Source organism: uncultured Rothia sp. (assembly GCF_963555405.1).
In the GTDB taxonomy this organism is placed as follows: Bacteria; Actinomycetota; Actinomycetes; order Actinomycetales; family Micrococcaceae; genus Rothia.
The window spans coordinates 164,474-181,323 of record NZ_CAUVVO010000004.1 but is presented as its reverse complement, the minus strand read 5'-3'; the positions used below and the strand labels follow the sequence as shown (position 1 = coordinate 181,323).

The 16,850-nt window shown below is 62.7% G+C and carries 8 protein-coding genes; 1 reads left to right on the top strand and 7 read right to left on the bottom strand.

The window, feature by feature from the left end:
* Positions 1 to 6: 6 nt before the first annotated feature.
* A complete protein-coding gene (locus RWL87_RS04590) occupies positions 7 to 2,532 on the top strand; it encodes a DNA topoisomerase IV subunit A (protein WP_313969061.1) in 2,526 nt (841 codons plus the stop codon).
* 203 nt (positions 2,533 to 2,735) lie between these two features.
* Here the strand turns inward: RWL87_RS04590 and RWL87_RS04585 are convergent, their stop codons facing one another.
* The 7 genes from RWL87_RS04585 to RWL87_RS04555 form a co-directional block, all read right to left on the bottom strand.
* Positions 2,736 to 6,710: an ATP-binding cassette domain-containing protein gene (locus RWL87_RS04585; protein WP_313969060.1), complete on the bottom strand. Its 3,975-nt coding sequence runs from the start codon at positions 6,708 to 6,710 to the stop codon at positions 2,736 to 2,738.
* A 187-nt stretch (positions 6,711 to 6,897) separates the two neighbouring features.
* Positions 6,898 to 9,108, bottom strand: coding sequence for an ATP-binding cassette domain-containing protein (locus RWL87_RS04580; protein ID WP_313969059.1), 2,211 nt, complete (start codon positions 9,106 to 9,108; stop codon positions 6,898 to 6,900).
* Positions 9,105 to 10,232 (bottom strand): hypothetical protein, encoded by a 1,128-nt coding sequence (locus RWL87_RS04575; protein WP_313969058.1) that lies wholly within the window; start codon positions 10,230 to 10,232, stop codon positions 9,105 to 9,107. The genes RWL87_RS04580 and RWL87_RS04575 overlap by 4 nt, the downstream gene beginning before the upstream one ends.
* 93 nt (positions 10,233 to 10,325) lie before the next feature.
* Positions 10,326 to 11,255 carry a multidrug transporter gene (locus tag RWL87_RS04570; RefSeq protein WP_313969057.1) on the bottom strand — a complete coding sequence of 310 codons (930 nt, stop codon included), beginning with the start codon at positions 11,253 to 11,255 and terminating at the stop codon, positions 10,326 to 10,328.
* Positions 11,256 to 11,469: 214 nt separating this feature from the next.
* A complete protein-coding gene (cydB, locus tag RWL87_RS04565; protein ID WP_313969056.1) occupies positions 11,470 to 12,540 on the bottom strand; it encodes a cytochrome d ubiquinol oxidase subunit II in 1,071 nt (356 codons plus the stop codon).
* 21 nt (positions 12,541 to 12,561) lie between these two features.
* Positions 12,562 to 14,133 (bottom strand): cytochrome ubiquinol oxidase subunit I, encoded by a 1,572-nt coding sequence (locus RWL87_RS04560; RefSeq protein ID WP_298700747.1) that lies wholly within the window; start codon positions 14,131 to 14,133, stop codon positions 12,562 to 12,564.
* A 481-nt stretch (positions 14,134 to 14,614) separates the two neighbouring features.
* On the bottom strand, positions 14,615 to 16,717 hold the full coding sequence (locus RWL87_RS04555) for a DNA topoisomerase IV subunit B (RefSeq protein WP_313969055.1): 2,103 nt from the start codon (positions 16,715 to 16,717) through the stop codon (positions 14,615 to 14,617).
* Positions 16,718 to 16,850 lie beyond the last annotated feature (133 nt).

The window sequence follows — 16,850 nt, the reverse complement described above, 5'->3', positions numbered from 1 at the left end:
AGATATATGGCTCGCCGATCCAAATCCGCCGTCAGCGACTACCCGGTGGATGTGGTAGAGAATATCGTCGACATCGACGTATCCGCCGAGATGGAAACCAGCTTCCTGGAATACTCCTACTCGGTGATTTATTCGCGCGCCCTCCCCGACGCCCGCGACGGCCTCAAGCCCGTACAGCGCCGTATCCTCTACATGATGCAGCAGATGGGTCTGCGCCCCGACAAGGGCCACGTCAAGAGCGCCCGCGTGACCGGCGAGGTCATGGGTAAGCTCCACCCGCACGGCGACGCCGCCATCTACGACGCGATGGTGCGCCTCGCTCAGCCCTTCGCGCTACGCCTGCCCCTCGTGGACGGTCACGGTAACTTCGGCTCCCTCGACGACGGCCCGGCAGCCGCCCGATACACCGAAGCACGCATGGCGCCCGCCGCGCAGGCGCTCACCGCGGACCTCGAAGAAGACGTGGTTGACTTCGTACCGAACTACGACAACCAGTTCATGCAGCCCGCCGTGCTGCCCGCCGCGTTCCCGAACCTGCTCGTCAACGGCACCACCGGCATCGCGGTCGGCATGGCAACCAACATGGCGCCGCACAACCTGCGCGAGGTCATCGCCGGTACCCGCCACCTCATCGCACACCCCGAGGCGACCCTCAAAGACATCATGAAGTTCATCCCCGGCCCCGACCTGCCCACCGGCGGCACCATCGTGGGTCTGAGCGGAATCCGTGACGCCTACGAAACCGGCCGCGGCACCTTCAAGACCCGCGCGAAGGTATCCATCGAGCAGGTCAGCCCCCGCAAGCAGGGCATCGTCGTCACCGAACTGCCGTACATGGTCGGCCCCGAAAAGGTCATCGAAAAAATCAAGGACGGCGTCAACTCCAAGAAGCTCACCGGCATCTCCGACGTGGTCGACCTGACCGACCGCACCAACGGCCTGCGCCTCGTCATCGAAATCAAGAACGGCTTCAACCCGGAGGCGGTACTCGCCGCCCTCTACAAGCACACCCCGCTCGAGGACTCCTTCGGCATTAACAACGTGGCGCTCGTGGACGGTCAGCCGCAGACCCTCGGCCTGCTCGACCTGATGCGCGTGTACATTGACCACCGCCTGAACGTGGTCCGCCGCCGCACCGAATTCCGTCTGGGCAAGCGCACCGACCGCCTGCACCTGGTGGAGGGCCTGCTCGTGGCGATTCTCGACATTGACGAGGTCATCCAGATCATTCGCGAATCTGACGAGACCGCTCAGGCACGCGAAAAGCTGAAGGTCGTCTTCGACCTGACCGACACCCAGGCGAACCACATTCTGGAGCTGCGCCTGCGCCAGCTCACCAAGTACTCCCGCCTGGAACTGGAAGCAGAACGCGACACCCTGCAGCAGGAAATCGCGGAACTGCAGCGTATCCTCGGCTCCGATGCGGCGCTGCGCGAACTGGTCTCCGACGAGCTCGCCGAGGTCGCCGAACGCTACGGCACCGACCGCCGCACCCAGCTCAAAACCAAGGACGACATGCAGGTCGCCATCGAGGCAGTCACCGCGCAGTCCAAGGCGAAGAAGAGCCTGGGCCTCGCCCTCGAAATCGCTGATGACCCCTGCTGGGTGCTGCTCTCCGCCTCCGGCATGATGGGACGCACCCCCGGCAAGCCCATCCGCGAGGCCCTCGTGGATCCCGGCAAGCGTTTCAAGCACGACGTGTTCACCTCGATTGTGCCGACCACCGCGCGCGGCGAGATTGGTGCTGTGACCTCCACGGGCCGTATGGTGCGCCTGTCCGTCATGGACATTGCGGTGCTGGACGAGAACGGCGGCACCCCCTCCATGGCGTCTGCGGTGAAGGCAGCCGAGCTGGTTCAGCTCGCCAAGGGTGAGAAGCTGGTCGCCCTCGTACCGCTGAACACGGTGCTAGCGATGGCAACCGCGGGCGGCGTCATCAAGCGCGTGAACCCCGACTACCCGCTCAACCAGACCGAGTGGGACATCATGAAGCTCAAGGACGGCGACGAAATCGTAGCCGCAGCCCCCTGCCCCACCGACGATGCGGTGCTCACCTTCGTCACCCGCGACGCGAAGCTGCTGACCTTCGATGCCGCCAAGGTTCGCCCGCAGGGACGCACCGGCGGCGGTATCGCCGGCATTAAGCTTGCCGACGGCGACCGCGTGATTGCTCTGGGCGTGACCGCCCCCGGCGATGCGGCGGAGGTCGTGACCGTCACCAACGGCAAGGACGGCCTGGCGAGCGCCAAGGTCACCGCCCTGGCCGAGTACCCGCAGAAGGGCCGCGCGACCGGCGGCGTGCGTGCGCACCGCTTCCTCACCGGTGAGAGCCAGCTGGCTCTGGCATGGGTGGGCGTGGGCCCGGCGAAGGCGGCGTCCTCCGGCGGTGTGGCCCGTTCCCTGCCGACCGAGCACGGTGCCCGCGACGGTTCCGGTGTGATGCTCACTCAGAGCATCGGCATTGTGGGCCCGAACTATGCGGCTGTTTCTGCTGCGCTGGCAGTTAGCCCGGAGGGTGAAAAGCTCTTCTAGGCGCGCCGTTCACCGCCTTTCGAGGCGGCGCTACTGCCCGCTTCTCAACGACCGGTTGAGCCGCCAGACGGTAGCTAAACCGCCACAACTCCAAATGCAGAAATGCCCCGGTACTTTCACGAAGTACCGGGGCATTCCCATGCACACTATGTTCTTCCGGGGCGCATCATCGGCGCGCCCCGCAGCCTGATAGAGCACAACTGCTAGAGGCGAACCACCTCATCGCAGCGGGCAATATCCTCAGGACGGTGCGACACCAGAACCGTAGCCACAGAGCTGGAGCGGGTCGCCGCATCCAAGTCAGCCATCAGCGCACGAGCAGACTCGGCATCCAGGTGCGCGGTCGGCTCATCCAGCAGCAGCACCGGCGAGTTCACCAGCAGGGCACGAGCCACCGCCAAACGCTGACGCTGACCACCCGACAGGAACGAACCGCCAGCACCCACCGGGGTGCGCAGGCCCTGAGGCAGAGCGTCAAACCACTCGCCCAGACCCACACGGCGCAGAACCTCAACCAGCTCTTCCTCGCTGGGTCGATCCGAACGGTCACGAGCCAGCAGCAGGTTACCCTCAAGGGTCGACTCGAAGATATGAGCCGCCTGCGGGCACCACGCCGCGTAGCCACGCAGCTGCTCGCCCTCCAGGACCTCACCGGAAGCCAACACGCGGCCGGACTCCAGCGGCAAGAAGCCCAGAACGGTTGCAAGCACCGTAGACTTACCGGAACCGGAGGGGCCGGTCACCGCAGTCCAGGAGCCCGCGCGGGCGTCCATGTTCAGGTCGGTGAAGACCGGGTGATCCATGCCGGGCCAGCGGGCGGCAGCGTCCTGCAGGCTCAGGGCGGGGGCAGCGCCCTTCACGCCGAGCTCCTGCGGGGTACCGCAGCTAACCAGCTTGGGCTCGCCGGGCTTCGGCGGGCGCGGGGTATCGCTCTTAGAACCAGCCGCAGATTCGGGGCGGTCAAAGCGGTGAGCACGCTGACGGTCGGCCTCCAGCAGCTCCTCCATCTCAGCCTCCGCGCGGGCACGCAGACGCTCAGCACGACGCGGCAGAACGTGAGTGTCCACCTCAGCCTCGGTCGGCACGGAACGCTTCAGAGTCGAGGTGGCAACAACACCCTCCAGGGATACGTCGCGCACGCTCGGGGCAATCGTCGCAAGCAGGCGGCTAAACGCGGGCCAGGAGCGGACCGCCTCAACATGGCCCAGGGAGCTTTCCAGCATGCCGGTGCACAGCAGCACCACAATCGCCGCTTCGGGGGCACGCACGGTGCCGTCAACAGCCAGCGGGTACGCAATCATTGCGCTCGCCAGGGCCGCACCGAACCAGCTCAGGGTCACGAGGGTACGACCCACACCCTGAGCGGTCGAGCCCTTCTGCAGGGCGGACAGGTTCTCGGCATCCAGGGCGCTGTTAGCCTTCTCAGCGGTGGTTGCCACGCCGTTAGCGCGCAGGTCCTCAGCAGCCGAAAGCATGCCGGTACCTAGGCGCAGCATCTGCGCGGTGGAGCGGCGAGCCAGCGCCTCCGCACGGGCATCGGCACGGAGCACAATCCACGGAGCCACAAAAGTGCTGACCAGCACGGCAAGCAGGACCGGGACCAGAGCCTGCGGCAGGATGCACGCGGTCGTAATCAGCGCCGCGGTCATAACCAGCAGGTGCGCAGCCGGCGGAATAATAACGCGCGGCACGCCGTCACGCAGCTCATCAATACCGCCCACGAGGCGTTCGAGCAGCGCGTCACCACGCAGCAGGGCACGCACGCTGCTCACGCTCTGCCATGCGCCAACCCAGGCGCGCAGACGCAGAATATTCGCGGCGGCAAGAACCTTCGAGTGGGTCATCAGACGCTCAGCGTAGCGGGCGCAGGCACGACCCAAGCCGAAGAAACGCACGCCCACAATGGCGACCATCAGGTACATCATTGCCGGGCCTTCGGCGGCGCGAACAATCAGCCAGCCAGAGAGCGCGGTCAGTGCCGCGGCCATCAGGGAGGTAATCGCAGCCATGATGACCGGGCCGGTTGCGGCACGAACACCAATACCGGTCAGTTCCTTCAGAGTGCGCAGGCTTGCGAACAGGCCGGCAGGCTCTGCTTCCTTGACCTCTGCGGTTGCGGAGGCGCCCGCCGGGGCGGTGCTTTCAGCCTCGTACTCCGCCTTGTCCTTGAGCAGGTGCGCGGGGGCTTCAGCGGGAACCGCAACGCGGGCGGTGTTCGCCTCGGCGGTCCAGGTGTAGCCCTGAGCGGTCTGCACGGCACGAACGAGGGTGTCGCAGCCAGCGGCGAGCTCCTGCTCGTGGGTCACAATCAGCACGGTTGCGCCCAGTTCCGCCAGGCGGTGCAGAGCGCGGGTCACCAGGTATGCCGAGTAGGCGTCCAGGTGCGCGGTCGGCTCATCCACCAGGACGGTCAGCACGGTCTGCTCACCGCCAGCACGGTAGATAGCCTCGGCACGAGCCAAGGTGCGTGCCACGGCGAGGCGGCGCGCCTGACCGGCACTGAGGGCACCGGGCTCAAGAGCAGTCAGCTTTTCCATGCCCAGCTGCGCCAGCGGACCAACCAGCAGAGCGGCCTCGGCATCGGTGACGGACAGCTTCTTGGAGTCTATCGCCTCACCGAGCAGAGCGGCTGCGCGCTCACGCTCAGCCTCGGTAGCGCTCAGTGCGTAGAGCGCCATTTCGGTCTGCACGGTCGGTGCGGTGAAGACCGGCGACTGCGGGATAACCAGGGTGGTTCCCAGACCGGTCACACTACCGGTCAGGTGCACGGGCTCCTCCGAGCCGGTGGGCACCAGGCCCTCACGTACGGCACCGGAGAACACGTTCAGCAGGGTGGACTTGCCGCAACCGGACTCACCCATCACGCCGATGACCGCACCGCGCTCACCCTGAGCAGTTTCACTCTGGGCGGTGGCAACGCGACGGTCCAGGTTCAGCGACAGGTTAGTCAGCACGGCAGGACGCGCCGGGTAGCTCACCGACAGGTCCTCAACAGCGATCACGGAAGGCTGAGCCTTCTGTGCTGCCGAATCCTGGGCAGTCGAGTCCGCAGCGGCGGCGGGCAGGGGCGCATCAATAATCTTCTGAGCGCTACGCAGGGCGGCAACGCCGTCCTCCGACTGGTGGTAGGCGGCACCCACATCACGCAGCGGCTGGTAGCATTCGGGAGCCAGCAGCAGCACGAGAATTGCGGTGTCCAGGCCCAGGGTGCCGTTGACCAGGCGCACACCAATCAGCACAGCAATCAGCGCCACCGAAATGGTGGTGATGAGCTCCAGCGCGAGCGAAGACATGAATGCGCTACGCAGGGTCTGCATGGTGCGTTCCCGGTAACGCTGACCCAGGGCGTTCATGGCGCGGGTCTGCGCACGTTCACGGCCCAGACCGATAATGACGGGCAGGCCGCGCACCAGCTCCAGAATATGGTCGGAGAGGCGATGCAGTTCAGCCTGCGCTTCTGCAGTTTCGTCGCGGGTGTTCTTACCGATCAGAATCATGAACACCGGAATAAGCGGCAGGGTACATGCCAGGACCATGGCGCTCATCCAGTCCAGGGACGCCACAACGACCCAGAGGATGAACGGCACAACCGCGGTGGAAACAAACGCGGTCAGGGTCTTGGTGTAGTAGTCATCCAGGGCGTTCAGGCCGCGGGAAAGCAGCACGGCGGTCGCGCCGGTACCCTCGGGGGTGTCCGCGCCACCGGTGGCGAGCACGCGCTTAAGCAGCGAGGAACGAATCTGAGACTTCGCTCCGGAGGCGGCACGCTGCGCGCTCACAGCCAGCAGATAGTCGGTGCCCGAGCGGACAAGCAGCGCAACCACGGCGACCGCAATCAGGCCGGGGGTGATGGCGTCACCGTCACCAAAGATGCCGCCGAGGCCGAGCAGCCAGCCGCCGTGCGCCTCCAGCTGTGCCTGGGCGGAGCCGGCGAACTCAACGTAGGCGCGGTACACGTCCGGCGCGCTAGTCTCTTTGAGGCGCGCGTGTTCGGCGGCGACCGCGGCGAATCCGGCGTGTGCCGCGCGGGCAATAATCACAGCCAGGGCGGCGCTGAAAAGCACCGTCGCGAGGGTGTGCACGGCGGTGATGATGCCGAAGGTGCTGAGGGTTTTACGGGCGTCAGGGCCCAGAGGCGGGCGACGGTCAGCGCGGTCGTTGCGCTTTCCTTCGGCCACCTCTGGTGCCTCAGTGTTCTGATGTTTGTCAGCGTGACGCGGTGTGTGCGTTCGGCTCACGATTTTGTCCTTTGACCTAGTCTCTGGTGTTTTTACCTCCCCTTATTTTAAGGTTTGGGCTATCTAATACCTATTTGACCGGTCATAGTTCGGGGATTTGGTGAGTCTGCTTCCCTGTGCGGGCGCTTTAGCCGCGCATCGCGTCGGCAGGGCTCTTACGGGATGCCACCCACGCCGGGTACGCCGAAGACACCAGGCCCGTGAGGGCGCCAACGCCCACGCCGAGCACCACGAATCCCGGTGAGAGAATCGCCTGCCAGCCCTGCACGAGCGAAAGAATGATGGTCGCAATCATGCCGGAGCAGGCGCCGATGGAGCCGCCGAGCACACCAAGCATGACGCCCTCCATGAGGAAGATGCGGGCAATCAGCCATTTACTCGATCCGATGGCGCGGCGCAGCGCAATCTCTGCGGTGCGCGATTGCACGGACAGATACATTGCGGTTGCCGCCGAGAGCGAGGCGAGTACCAGCAGAATCCCGGAGAGCACACCCACGTACAGGCCCAAATCGGAGGCGATAGAAGCGCGCAGGCTCTGCAGGTCGGAGGGAGTTTCCACGTTAATCTGGCTGGGCTCAGCGGGCTTGAGCGTTAGTGGAATAGCCTTAGCGACCGCCTTGCCGTAGCCTCGTTCGGTTTCGGCAATGTAGGTCACCTGGCCGCGTCCGGTGCGCTGAAGGGTGCCCGGCGAGACAATGACCGTGTTCCTGAATTCGTAGCCGCTGTTGCCGGGGTCGAAGAGGCCGATGACCGGCATCAGCTGACCGTCCACCCAGATACTCACACCGGGTGCCACCTGCGGCAGCCCGCCGAGTTTAATGCCGTAGTCGACGACGGGCATCTCGCCAGGTCGGGGCTCGGTCGTGGCGTTATCTGCCGCCTTATCTTCGGGGATAATGCCGAGGGCGCGGGCAGCGGAGACCGAGACGATAGCGCCGGAGAGCTGCTCGGCACGTTCACGGTCGGCAACGTTCTGCAGGGTGAGGGTCGAGTTCATCTGTTCGAGCGCACGCAGGGTTTCGGGGTTCATGCGGGCACCGATTTGCTCGAGCCGGGTCTTCGAGGTAGAGCTGAGGCCAATCGCCGTTTTGGGTTCATCCTCGTAGGGGCTGAACCGGGTGATTCTCACGTCGGCTGGCGCCACGCTACTAACGAACCCGGTGTTCTTCACGTAGTCCAGCGCGGTGATGCGATCGGCAACGTTCTGCGCGGATTCGCCCTGCCGGTAGGTGCCCAGCACGTTCTCGTCGTTGTCCCTGTCGCTGATGTAGAGCGTGGACTGTTCGGATCCGAGCAGACGCTGGTTCACCTGGTAGCTGGCGGATTCGCTCATGCCGGAGGCGCTGATGAGTCCGCCCACGCCCAGGGCGAAGGACAGGCCCAGCAACAGGGTGCGCAGCGGTCGTGAGGTGAGCGCCGAGATTGCCTCGATGCTGTCGTCGGTGAGGAAGCTTCCGCGGCGGTGCGCGGCGGGCTTCTCCCCCGGCGCGAGGCGGGCGGGGGCATTCGCCGGGCTATCCGCTACAACCGGAACAGCCTCGGCCACCGGCACAACCTCAGCAGTCTCGGCGCGGCTCTGCTCGTGCAGCCGCCCATCCTCAATGCGGATCACGCGGCGGGCGGCGGCGGCAACCTCCGGGTCGTGGGTAATCACCAGCACGGTACAGCCGGTGGCGTTAATGCGCTGCAGAATCTCAATGACCTTGGCGCTATTGTGGCTGTCCAGGTTGCCGGTGGGCTCGTCGGCAAGAATCAGCGGCGGGCGCGTGGCGAGGGCACGGGCAATGGCGCAACGCTGCTTCTCGCCGCCGGAGAGGTAGCGGGTGCGGATGCTGGCGCGGTCGCTCAACCCCAGAAATTCTAGGGTTTCTTCGGTGCGTTGCAGGCGCTCGCTGTAGGGTACGCCCTGCACGCGCAGGCCCATGGAGGCGTTGGTGGTGCTGGTTTCGTCCAGCAGCATGTTCGAGGATTGGAAGATGAAGCCGAGGTGGTCTCGGCGCATTTCGTCGCGTTCTCGGTCGCTGAGTCCTTCCGTGTTTTTGCCGAAGAGGCTGTAGGTTCCGCTGGTGGGCGTGTCGAGCAGACCAATGGCATTGAGCAGGGTGGATTTACCGGAGCCCGACGGACCAATAATGGCGAGGAATTCGCCGCGTTCGACCACCAGGTCGAGGTGATCGAGAACGGGCCGTTCGCTGCCCTCGAAGACGCGGGTAATGCCGCGCATTTCGATAGCGGGTGCAGTGCCAGGGGCGGCATTGAGTACCGCGGCTTCTCCCCTACCGTGCGGGGCTGTCATGCCGTCGGGGGCTCGCTCGGGGGTTATCTTTCGGCGGCTCATGAGACTAGCACCTTCTGTCCCGCGCTGAGGTTAGCGTTGATTGCGGCGTATCCGCCGGCGGTGCGCAGAACCTCAACGTTGACTCGTTCGGTGGCGGGCGCGTCCTTGCCGGTCGCGGTGGAGCTTCCGTCCTTCTCAACAAGCACGTAGGTGCCCTGGGAGTCCTGGCGTACCGCGGTGGTCGGCACGGCGAGGGTGGTTGAGGTATTGCCCTTACTGGTGATGGATGCGCTCTGACCCGGCGTGAGCTTGCTCGGGTCGTCGGCGCTGAATCGCACGCTCTTTGCCGCACCCTTGGAGGGGTCGTTCTGCAGCTCACCAATGCTGGTGATGGTGCCTTCCACGCTGCCGGTGGAGGTGCGCAGGCTAACGCGGTCGCCGGCCTTGAGCTTATTGGCAACGGAGAGCTCAACGCTGGATTCCACGTAGGGTTCGCTGGTTTCTACACTCGCGATGGGGTTGCCGTCGTTAATGAGCTGGCCGACCGCGGCAACGGCGGTGACGGTGTGGCTACCGCCGGGCAGAATCGCGTAGTTACTGCGGGCAATGCTGGTGACTCCCTCGCTGGGCACGCCGGTCAGGTGCGCGCGGTGCAGGCGCGTGACGGCTTCGAGGGTGTCTTCGGTGACGGTGCCGCTCTGCTCGGTGGAGTACCCGGCAGAGTTCAGTGCCTTCTGGAAGGCGAGCACGTCGTCGCCGTTATCGCCCAGGTTTAGGTCGCGGTACAGCGGCAGCGGCCCCTCCAGCACGAAGACGGGGTCGGCACCAATGATGCCGATGAAGTCACCCGCCTTGAGCACGTTACCGGGCTTCTGGTTCTGGTAGACGAGCACCGGCTCACCGTTGGTGCGCGCACTAATCGGCGCGGTCTCTCCAGCCTTGGTGGTTCCGGCGATAGCGAGTCCCTCACTGACGGTGCGTTCTTCAACCTTCGCCCAGACCGGGATCACGGTTTTCGCTTGCACGGCCGGGTCGGGGCCCGTGGCGGCGTAGCGGGTACCCAGGTAGAAGGACAGCATGAGCGAGCCGATGGCGAGGATTGCCAGCAGCAGGAGCACGCGGGGTCGGGCGATGCGTTCGCTGAAGCGATGCCCGCTGTTCTGGTTCTGTGAGTGAGTCGTCATGGTGGTGTCTTTCTAAACTGTTTTTGCGCTGTCTATTTCTGCGCTGTCTTTCATTGCACTATCGTTCGGTGCGCTGTCTTTTAGCGCCCCGGTTTACTGGTGCTCCAGAACGTACTGCTTGAACTTCTCGTCACGCTCACGTTCTGCCTTGCGTTCCTGCTCAAGCTGCGCCTGGTACTTGCGGATGAGCGGCATCTGGTACTGAGCTTCCAGGTCGTAGAGCTGCTTGCTCATGCCGACCTGCTGGTTACATTCGGCCTGGATGGTGGCGATGCGAATCTCTTCTTCGGAGGCGGGCTTGTTGAATCCGTCGTTCTTGCTCAGCTGCTCAGCCAGCGGGGTTTCCTCGGCGACGGAGCCTGCCGAGCGCGGGGTGAGACCGCGGTCAGAGACGCACTGCTTCCACTTCTCCTCGAGCTCGCGGTGTAGCGCGCTGCCGTACACGGCGTTACCTGCCTCGGTGGAGATACGACTGGATGTGGACTGCCCTTCATTCTCGGGCCTCTTACCCTCGGGCACCGCGGCATCCAGGGTCTCACGGGCCTTGGGGTAGCATTCGATGTTGAGCCTCTCCTCGGGGCTCATGCTCTCCCCCGAGTTAAAGGAGATAGGGGCGGCTGCGTTGGGGTCTCGCTTCTGAAGACCGTACTTCTGGGTGTACTCGACGTTCCAGGGGCCGTACTTTCGTCCCAAATCACCGCGGGGTGCGCTTTCAGAATAGGGAGCTTGGATAGTGTAGTTCTGTCCGTGTTCGGCGTAGCACTGCTTCATGGCAATCTGAAAGGCCGTGTGCTCGTAGTTGGTGCGCTCGTAGTAGAGGTAATCGTCCAGGGGCATCTTTACGATGTCCTGCTCCGCGTCGAAGATGGCGTGGACGCTTTCGTCGCGTTCCAGCGGCGGGTTGAAGAGCGAGCATGCGCTCAGCGGGAGCACGCCGATGGCCAGCAGGGCACCCGTGGCGAGCAGGCGGCGGCGCGTGCCGGTGCGAGGGGTAGTTCCGATGCGGCAGTTGGGGGACTTCATCGTCAAACTCCTTATCGTGAGAGTGAGTTGCTCACCACATTACACGTTCCGCTCCCTGTCACGCCCGAATTTCGGGGGGGTGCAGCAAAAATTTTTGCGCGCCCACTCGCCTGTCGGGAGTTGCATCCTCTGCGGGAATATCCTCTGGGGGCATAGAAAAATCCCCCGAACCTCTCAGAAGAGAAATCCGGGGGATTCTTCAATCAGCTACAGGCTACTTGGTCGGCAGTTCAGCCAGTTCGGTAGCGTCGTGTGCTTCGGGGATGTGATCCACGTGCAGACGCTTACGGAAGACCCAGTAGGTCCATGCCTGGTAGACGAACACGACCGGCAGACCAAGGCAGGTCACGAAGGTCATAACGCCCAGGGTGTACTCGGAGCTGGATGCGTTCGCAATGGTGAGCGAGTATGCCGGGTCCAGGGTGGAGGGCAGAACGTTCGGGTACATTGCGGTGAAGATTGCCAGCGCGCCGAATGCGAGGAACACGGACAGACCAGCGAAAGCGCGACCCTCACGGCCACCCTTTGCGGAGATCCAAGCAAACAGAACAGCAACCACAGCCAGGATGGTGCACAGCCAGGAGACGCCGTTACCGGTGGTGAAGTCCAGTGCCAGAACCCATGCAACGATCGGCAACAGCAGGACGGGAGCCCAGCGTACCAAGGTGTTGCGGGCACGGTGGCGGATGTCACCGTCGGTCTTCAGAGCGATGAAGGCAAGACCCTGAACCAGGGAGAAGCCAACGAAGCCCAGACCGCCGAGCAGAACCGGCAGGGAGACCCATGCGAAGGCGCCGCCGACGCGGTCGCCGTTCTCGTTGATGGGCAGGCCCATGGAGGTCAGACCCAGCAGAGCACCGACGAGCAGTGCGATGAAGAAGGAAGAAACAGACAGAGCGATGTTCCAGTTACGGATCCACTTCTCGTCGTTCTTCTTACCGCGGTATTCAATGGCGACCACGCGCAGAATCAGGAAGACCAGCGCGAGGGTCAGGGGGATGTACAGAGCCGAGAAGAGGGCTGCGTACCAGATGGGGAATGCTGCGAAGATAGCAGCACCGCCGGACACAAGCCACACCTCGTTGCCGTCCCAGACGGGGCCGATGATGTTCAGCAGCAGACGACGTTCCTTCTCGTTCTTGCTGAACTTGGAACCCATCAGCATACCGACACCCAGATCGAAACCGTCGAGAATCATGTACATGATGAGGAAGACGCCAATGGCTACAAACCAGAGGGTGGGCAGGCCAGGCTGACCGGCAAAGATATTGAAATCAAAGTTCATGGTGAATCAATCCTTACCCGCCTAGTAGGCGAACTCCAGCACATCGCGCTTGGACTTGTCGTTGGACTCGTCCTCGTGGTGCGACTGAACCAGCTCGGGCATTGCTGCCACGACGCCGGCCTTGACGTACTTGATGAGCAGGTAAACCTCAACCACCATCAGCACACCGTAGAGCAGGCCCAGGGTGAGCAGGGAGAAGAGGATTTCTTCACCGGAAACACCCGGGGAGATAGCTGCTGCAGTGAACAGGTGAATCGAGGGATCACCCTGAAGGTTCGGAGCCACAACGAAGGGCTGGCGGCCCATTTCGGTGAAGATCCAGCCGAGGGAGATACCAAAGAAGGGAGCCAGGATGGACCAGACAGCAACGTTCTTGAGCAGCTTGGACTCGGGGACGGTGCCCACGCCCTTCTTACGGGTTACCCACAGTGCGTAGATGTAGAAGGGCAGAACGATGCCGCCGAGGCCCATCATGCCGCGGAAGCCCCAGTAGGAGACCTCGAGGGAGGGCAGGTAATCGATCTTCTGACCTGCGCGCTCACCGTAGAGCGGGTTGTTGGGCAGGTTGGTACCGAACTTAGCTTCGTACTCGGGCAGCAGGGTCTGGATGCCCTTCACCGGGGTGTCGAAGTTGTCGTGTGCCAGGAAGGACAGCACGCCGGGAACCTCGATGACGGGGGTGATCTTGTCACAGCTCTGAGCGCCGAGCTCGCCGACGGTCAGAACGGAGAAGGAGGTGCCGTCGTGGCACGCAGCTTCTGCAGCAGCCATCTTCAGGGGCTGCTCGTGGATCATCATCTGTGCCTGAATGTGACCGGACGCGCCGATACCTGCGAAGGCAACGAGGCCCACAACAGCGCCCAAGCGCAGGGACTTGAACCAGACCTGGAAGTCAGTCTTGTCGCGTGCGCCCTTGTCGGACTCACCAACAACAACCTTGCCGTCAACGACCTTGTCGATGCCGTCCTTGCGGCGGCGCCACAGCTTGTACCATGCGATACCAACCAGGAAGCCACCAGCAACCTGGATAGCCGAAGTGATGACGTGCGAGAAGGTTACCCATGCGAGGGGGTTCAGCAGCACAGCGCCGATGTCGGTCATTCGGGGACGACCGTCAATCATTTCTGCGCCAACGGGGTGCTGCATCCAGGAGTTTGCAACCAGAATGAAGAATGCAGAAATCCAGGAGCCGAGAACTGCCATGAACAACGAGAATGCGTGTACAGCAGGCTTGAGGCGGTCCCAACCGAAGATCCACAGACCCAGGAAGGTCGACTCAACGAAGAAGGCGAAGAGGCCTTCCATTGCCAGCGGAGCGCCGAAGACGTCGCCGACGAAGCGGGAGTATTCACTCCACGCCATGCCGAACTGGAATTCCTGAACCAGACCGGTGGCCACACCCATTGCGAAGTTAATGAGGTACAGCTTGCCCCAGAACTTCGTCATGCGCTTGTATTCGTCCTTCTTGGTACGAACGTAGCGAATGTACAGGTAGGTCACAACAAGGCCCAGACCCAGAGTCAGCGGAACCATGAAGAAGTGGTAGACGGTGGTAATACCGAACTGCCACCTACCAAAATCAAGGGGATCCATTGATAGGTCCTTACTATGTGTGTACTTAATGTGTGTTTGTGCCAGATTTCGGGTAGTCCGCCATCGATGGAGGGCATACGAGAGTTACTGACACACTGTCTCTCATGCTTCTAAGGTACAGGGTTTTCCCGAGGAGCTGTGAGTATGCTGTGCATAGTATGGACGTTTATTGTTTGACGTTTCGCTAAAGGTACCTCGAACGTTATCCCCCGGGGCGGGGGTGGTTTGAGGGTTGGAACACGGAGGGGCTGTGTGGGTCTGAGAGGCACTTTCAGAACCGCGGTAAAACTTTGCAGTTTTATGTAGTTTATGCAGATTTTTGATGACACATTCCCGGAATATGACAGGTGCCTCAAGTAGTACTTAAGGCTTAAATTTGCATGATTTATACTGAATTTACGCGGATTTCAGAGAATCAACGTGACTATTCTCACACAAAATTCCTGGATTGTGACACGCCAGTCACACACTCCCCCGCAGGTTACATATCGATGTTCTCGGTATCCAACTGATGCGCACCGGCAATGATGAATTCCTTACGCGGAGCCACCTCAGAACCCATCAACAGGGAGAAAGCACGTTCAGCAGCCTCCGCATCCTCAATGCGAATACGGCGCAACATGCGGTGACGCGGATCCATCGTGGTCTCAGCCAACTGATCGGCGTCCATCTCGCCCAGACCCTTATAACGCTGAATGGGTTCCTTGTAAGACACACCCTGCTCCTGCAAAGAATCCAGAAGCTCGTGCAGCTGCTTCTCCGAGTAGGTGTACACCATCTCGTTCGGCTTGCCGCGGCGCACCACCTCCACGCGATGCAGCGGCGGAACCGCAGCGTACACGCGACCCGACTCAATCAGCGGACGCATGTAACGGTAGAACAGGGTCAGCAGCAGGGTACGAATGTGGGCGCCGTCCACGTCCGCATCGGTCATCATGATGACCTTGCCGTAGCGGGCGGACTCCAGATCAAAGGTACGACCCGAGCCGGCACCAATGACCTGAATCAGCGCCGCGCACTCGGCGTTCGCGAGCACATCGGTCACCGAAGCGCGCTGAGTGTTCAGGATCTTACCGCGAATCGGCAGCAGAGCCTGATACGAAGAAGAACGCGCCAGACGCGCGGTACCCAGCGCCGAGTCACCCTCCACAATGAACAGTTCGGAGTGCTCAACATTGGTCGAACGGCAATCCACCAGCTTGGTGGGCATGGACGAAGACTCCAGCGCGGTCTTACGGCGCTGAGTTTCCTTATGGATGCGCGCCGAAACGCGGGTCTTCATCTCAGAGACGACCTTCTCGCACAGGGCAGTCGCCTGAGCCTTCTCCGCGCGGGCGGTCGACTCCAGGCGAGCCTTCAGCGCATCACCCACGACCTTCGACACAATCTGACGAACCGCGGGAGTACCCAGAATCTCCTTGGTCTGACCCTCAAACTGCGGCTCAGCAAGACGCACGGTTAGCACGGCGGTCAAGCCAGCGAGCACGTCGTCCTTCTCAATCTTGTCGTTACCCACCTTGTACTTGCGGGCGTTATCGGCAAGGTGCTTGCGCATCACGCGCAGCAGGCCCTGCTCAAAACCGGTCGTGTGGGTGCCGCCCTTGGGGGTGGCAATAATGTTCACGAAGCTACGGACCGTCGTCTCGTAGCCAATGCCCCAGCGCAGCGCAACGTCCACTTCGCAATCGCGCTCCACATCGGTCAGCTGCGAGCGGCCGTCCTCACCGAGCACGGGCACGGTCTCGGTGAAAGAGCCGCTACCGCTAAAACGCCAGGTGTCGGTAATACGCTCATCGTGCGCCAGGAACTCGACGAACTCGCTAATGCCGCCGTCGTACTGGAAAACTTCCTCGTGGGGCTCCAGCTCGCCGGGGGTGCCGGGCAGGCGGCGCTCATCGCGGATGCAAATACGCAGACCCGGAATAAGGAACGCGGTCTGACGCGCACGAGCAGCCAAGTCCTCGTAGCTGAACTTAGCGTCGGGGGTGAAAATCTGCGGGTCAGCCCAGTAACGCACACGGGTGCCGGTCACGCCACGCTTCGCCTTGCCCACAATCTGCAGGGCGTCAGTGCCCTCGGTTGCGGGAGTGAACGGATCATCGGGCTTGGGGGTGCGACCGGACTCGAAGAAGCCGGGAATGCCGTGGCGGAAAGACATCTGGTAGGTCTTAGAACCGCGATCCACCTGCACGTCCAGGCGGGAGGACAGAGCGTTCACCACGGAAGCGCCCACACCGTGCAGACCACCGGATGCGTTATAGGAGCCGCCGCCGAACTTGCCGCCGGCGTGCAGCTTGGTAAACACAACCTCCACACCGGACAGACCGGTGCGCGGCTCAATATCGGTCGGGATACCGCGGCCGTCGTCGCGCACCTCAACCGAACCGTCACGGTACAGAATCACCTGGATGGACTGACCGAAACCGGCGAGCGCCTCATCCACCGAGTTGTCGATAATCTCCCAGAGGCAGTGCATCAGGCCGCGGGAGTCGGTGGAGCCAATGTACATGCCCGGGCGTTTGCGTACAGCTTCCAGACCTTCCAGCACGGAGAGGTGACGGGCGGTGTAGTTCGAAGACGCCACGGGAATCCTTTCGGCAAGTGATGACTGTGTGCAAGTGATGACTGTGTGTTTAGCGCGGCAAGCTCGCGGAGGGGAGAAAGAAACGCCCCGGCTTGCGCTCATGGTGCTCTAAGTTTCTATTCTATCGTGGCTT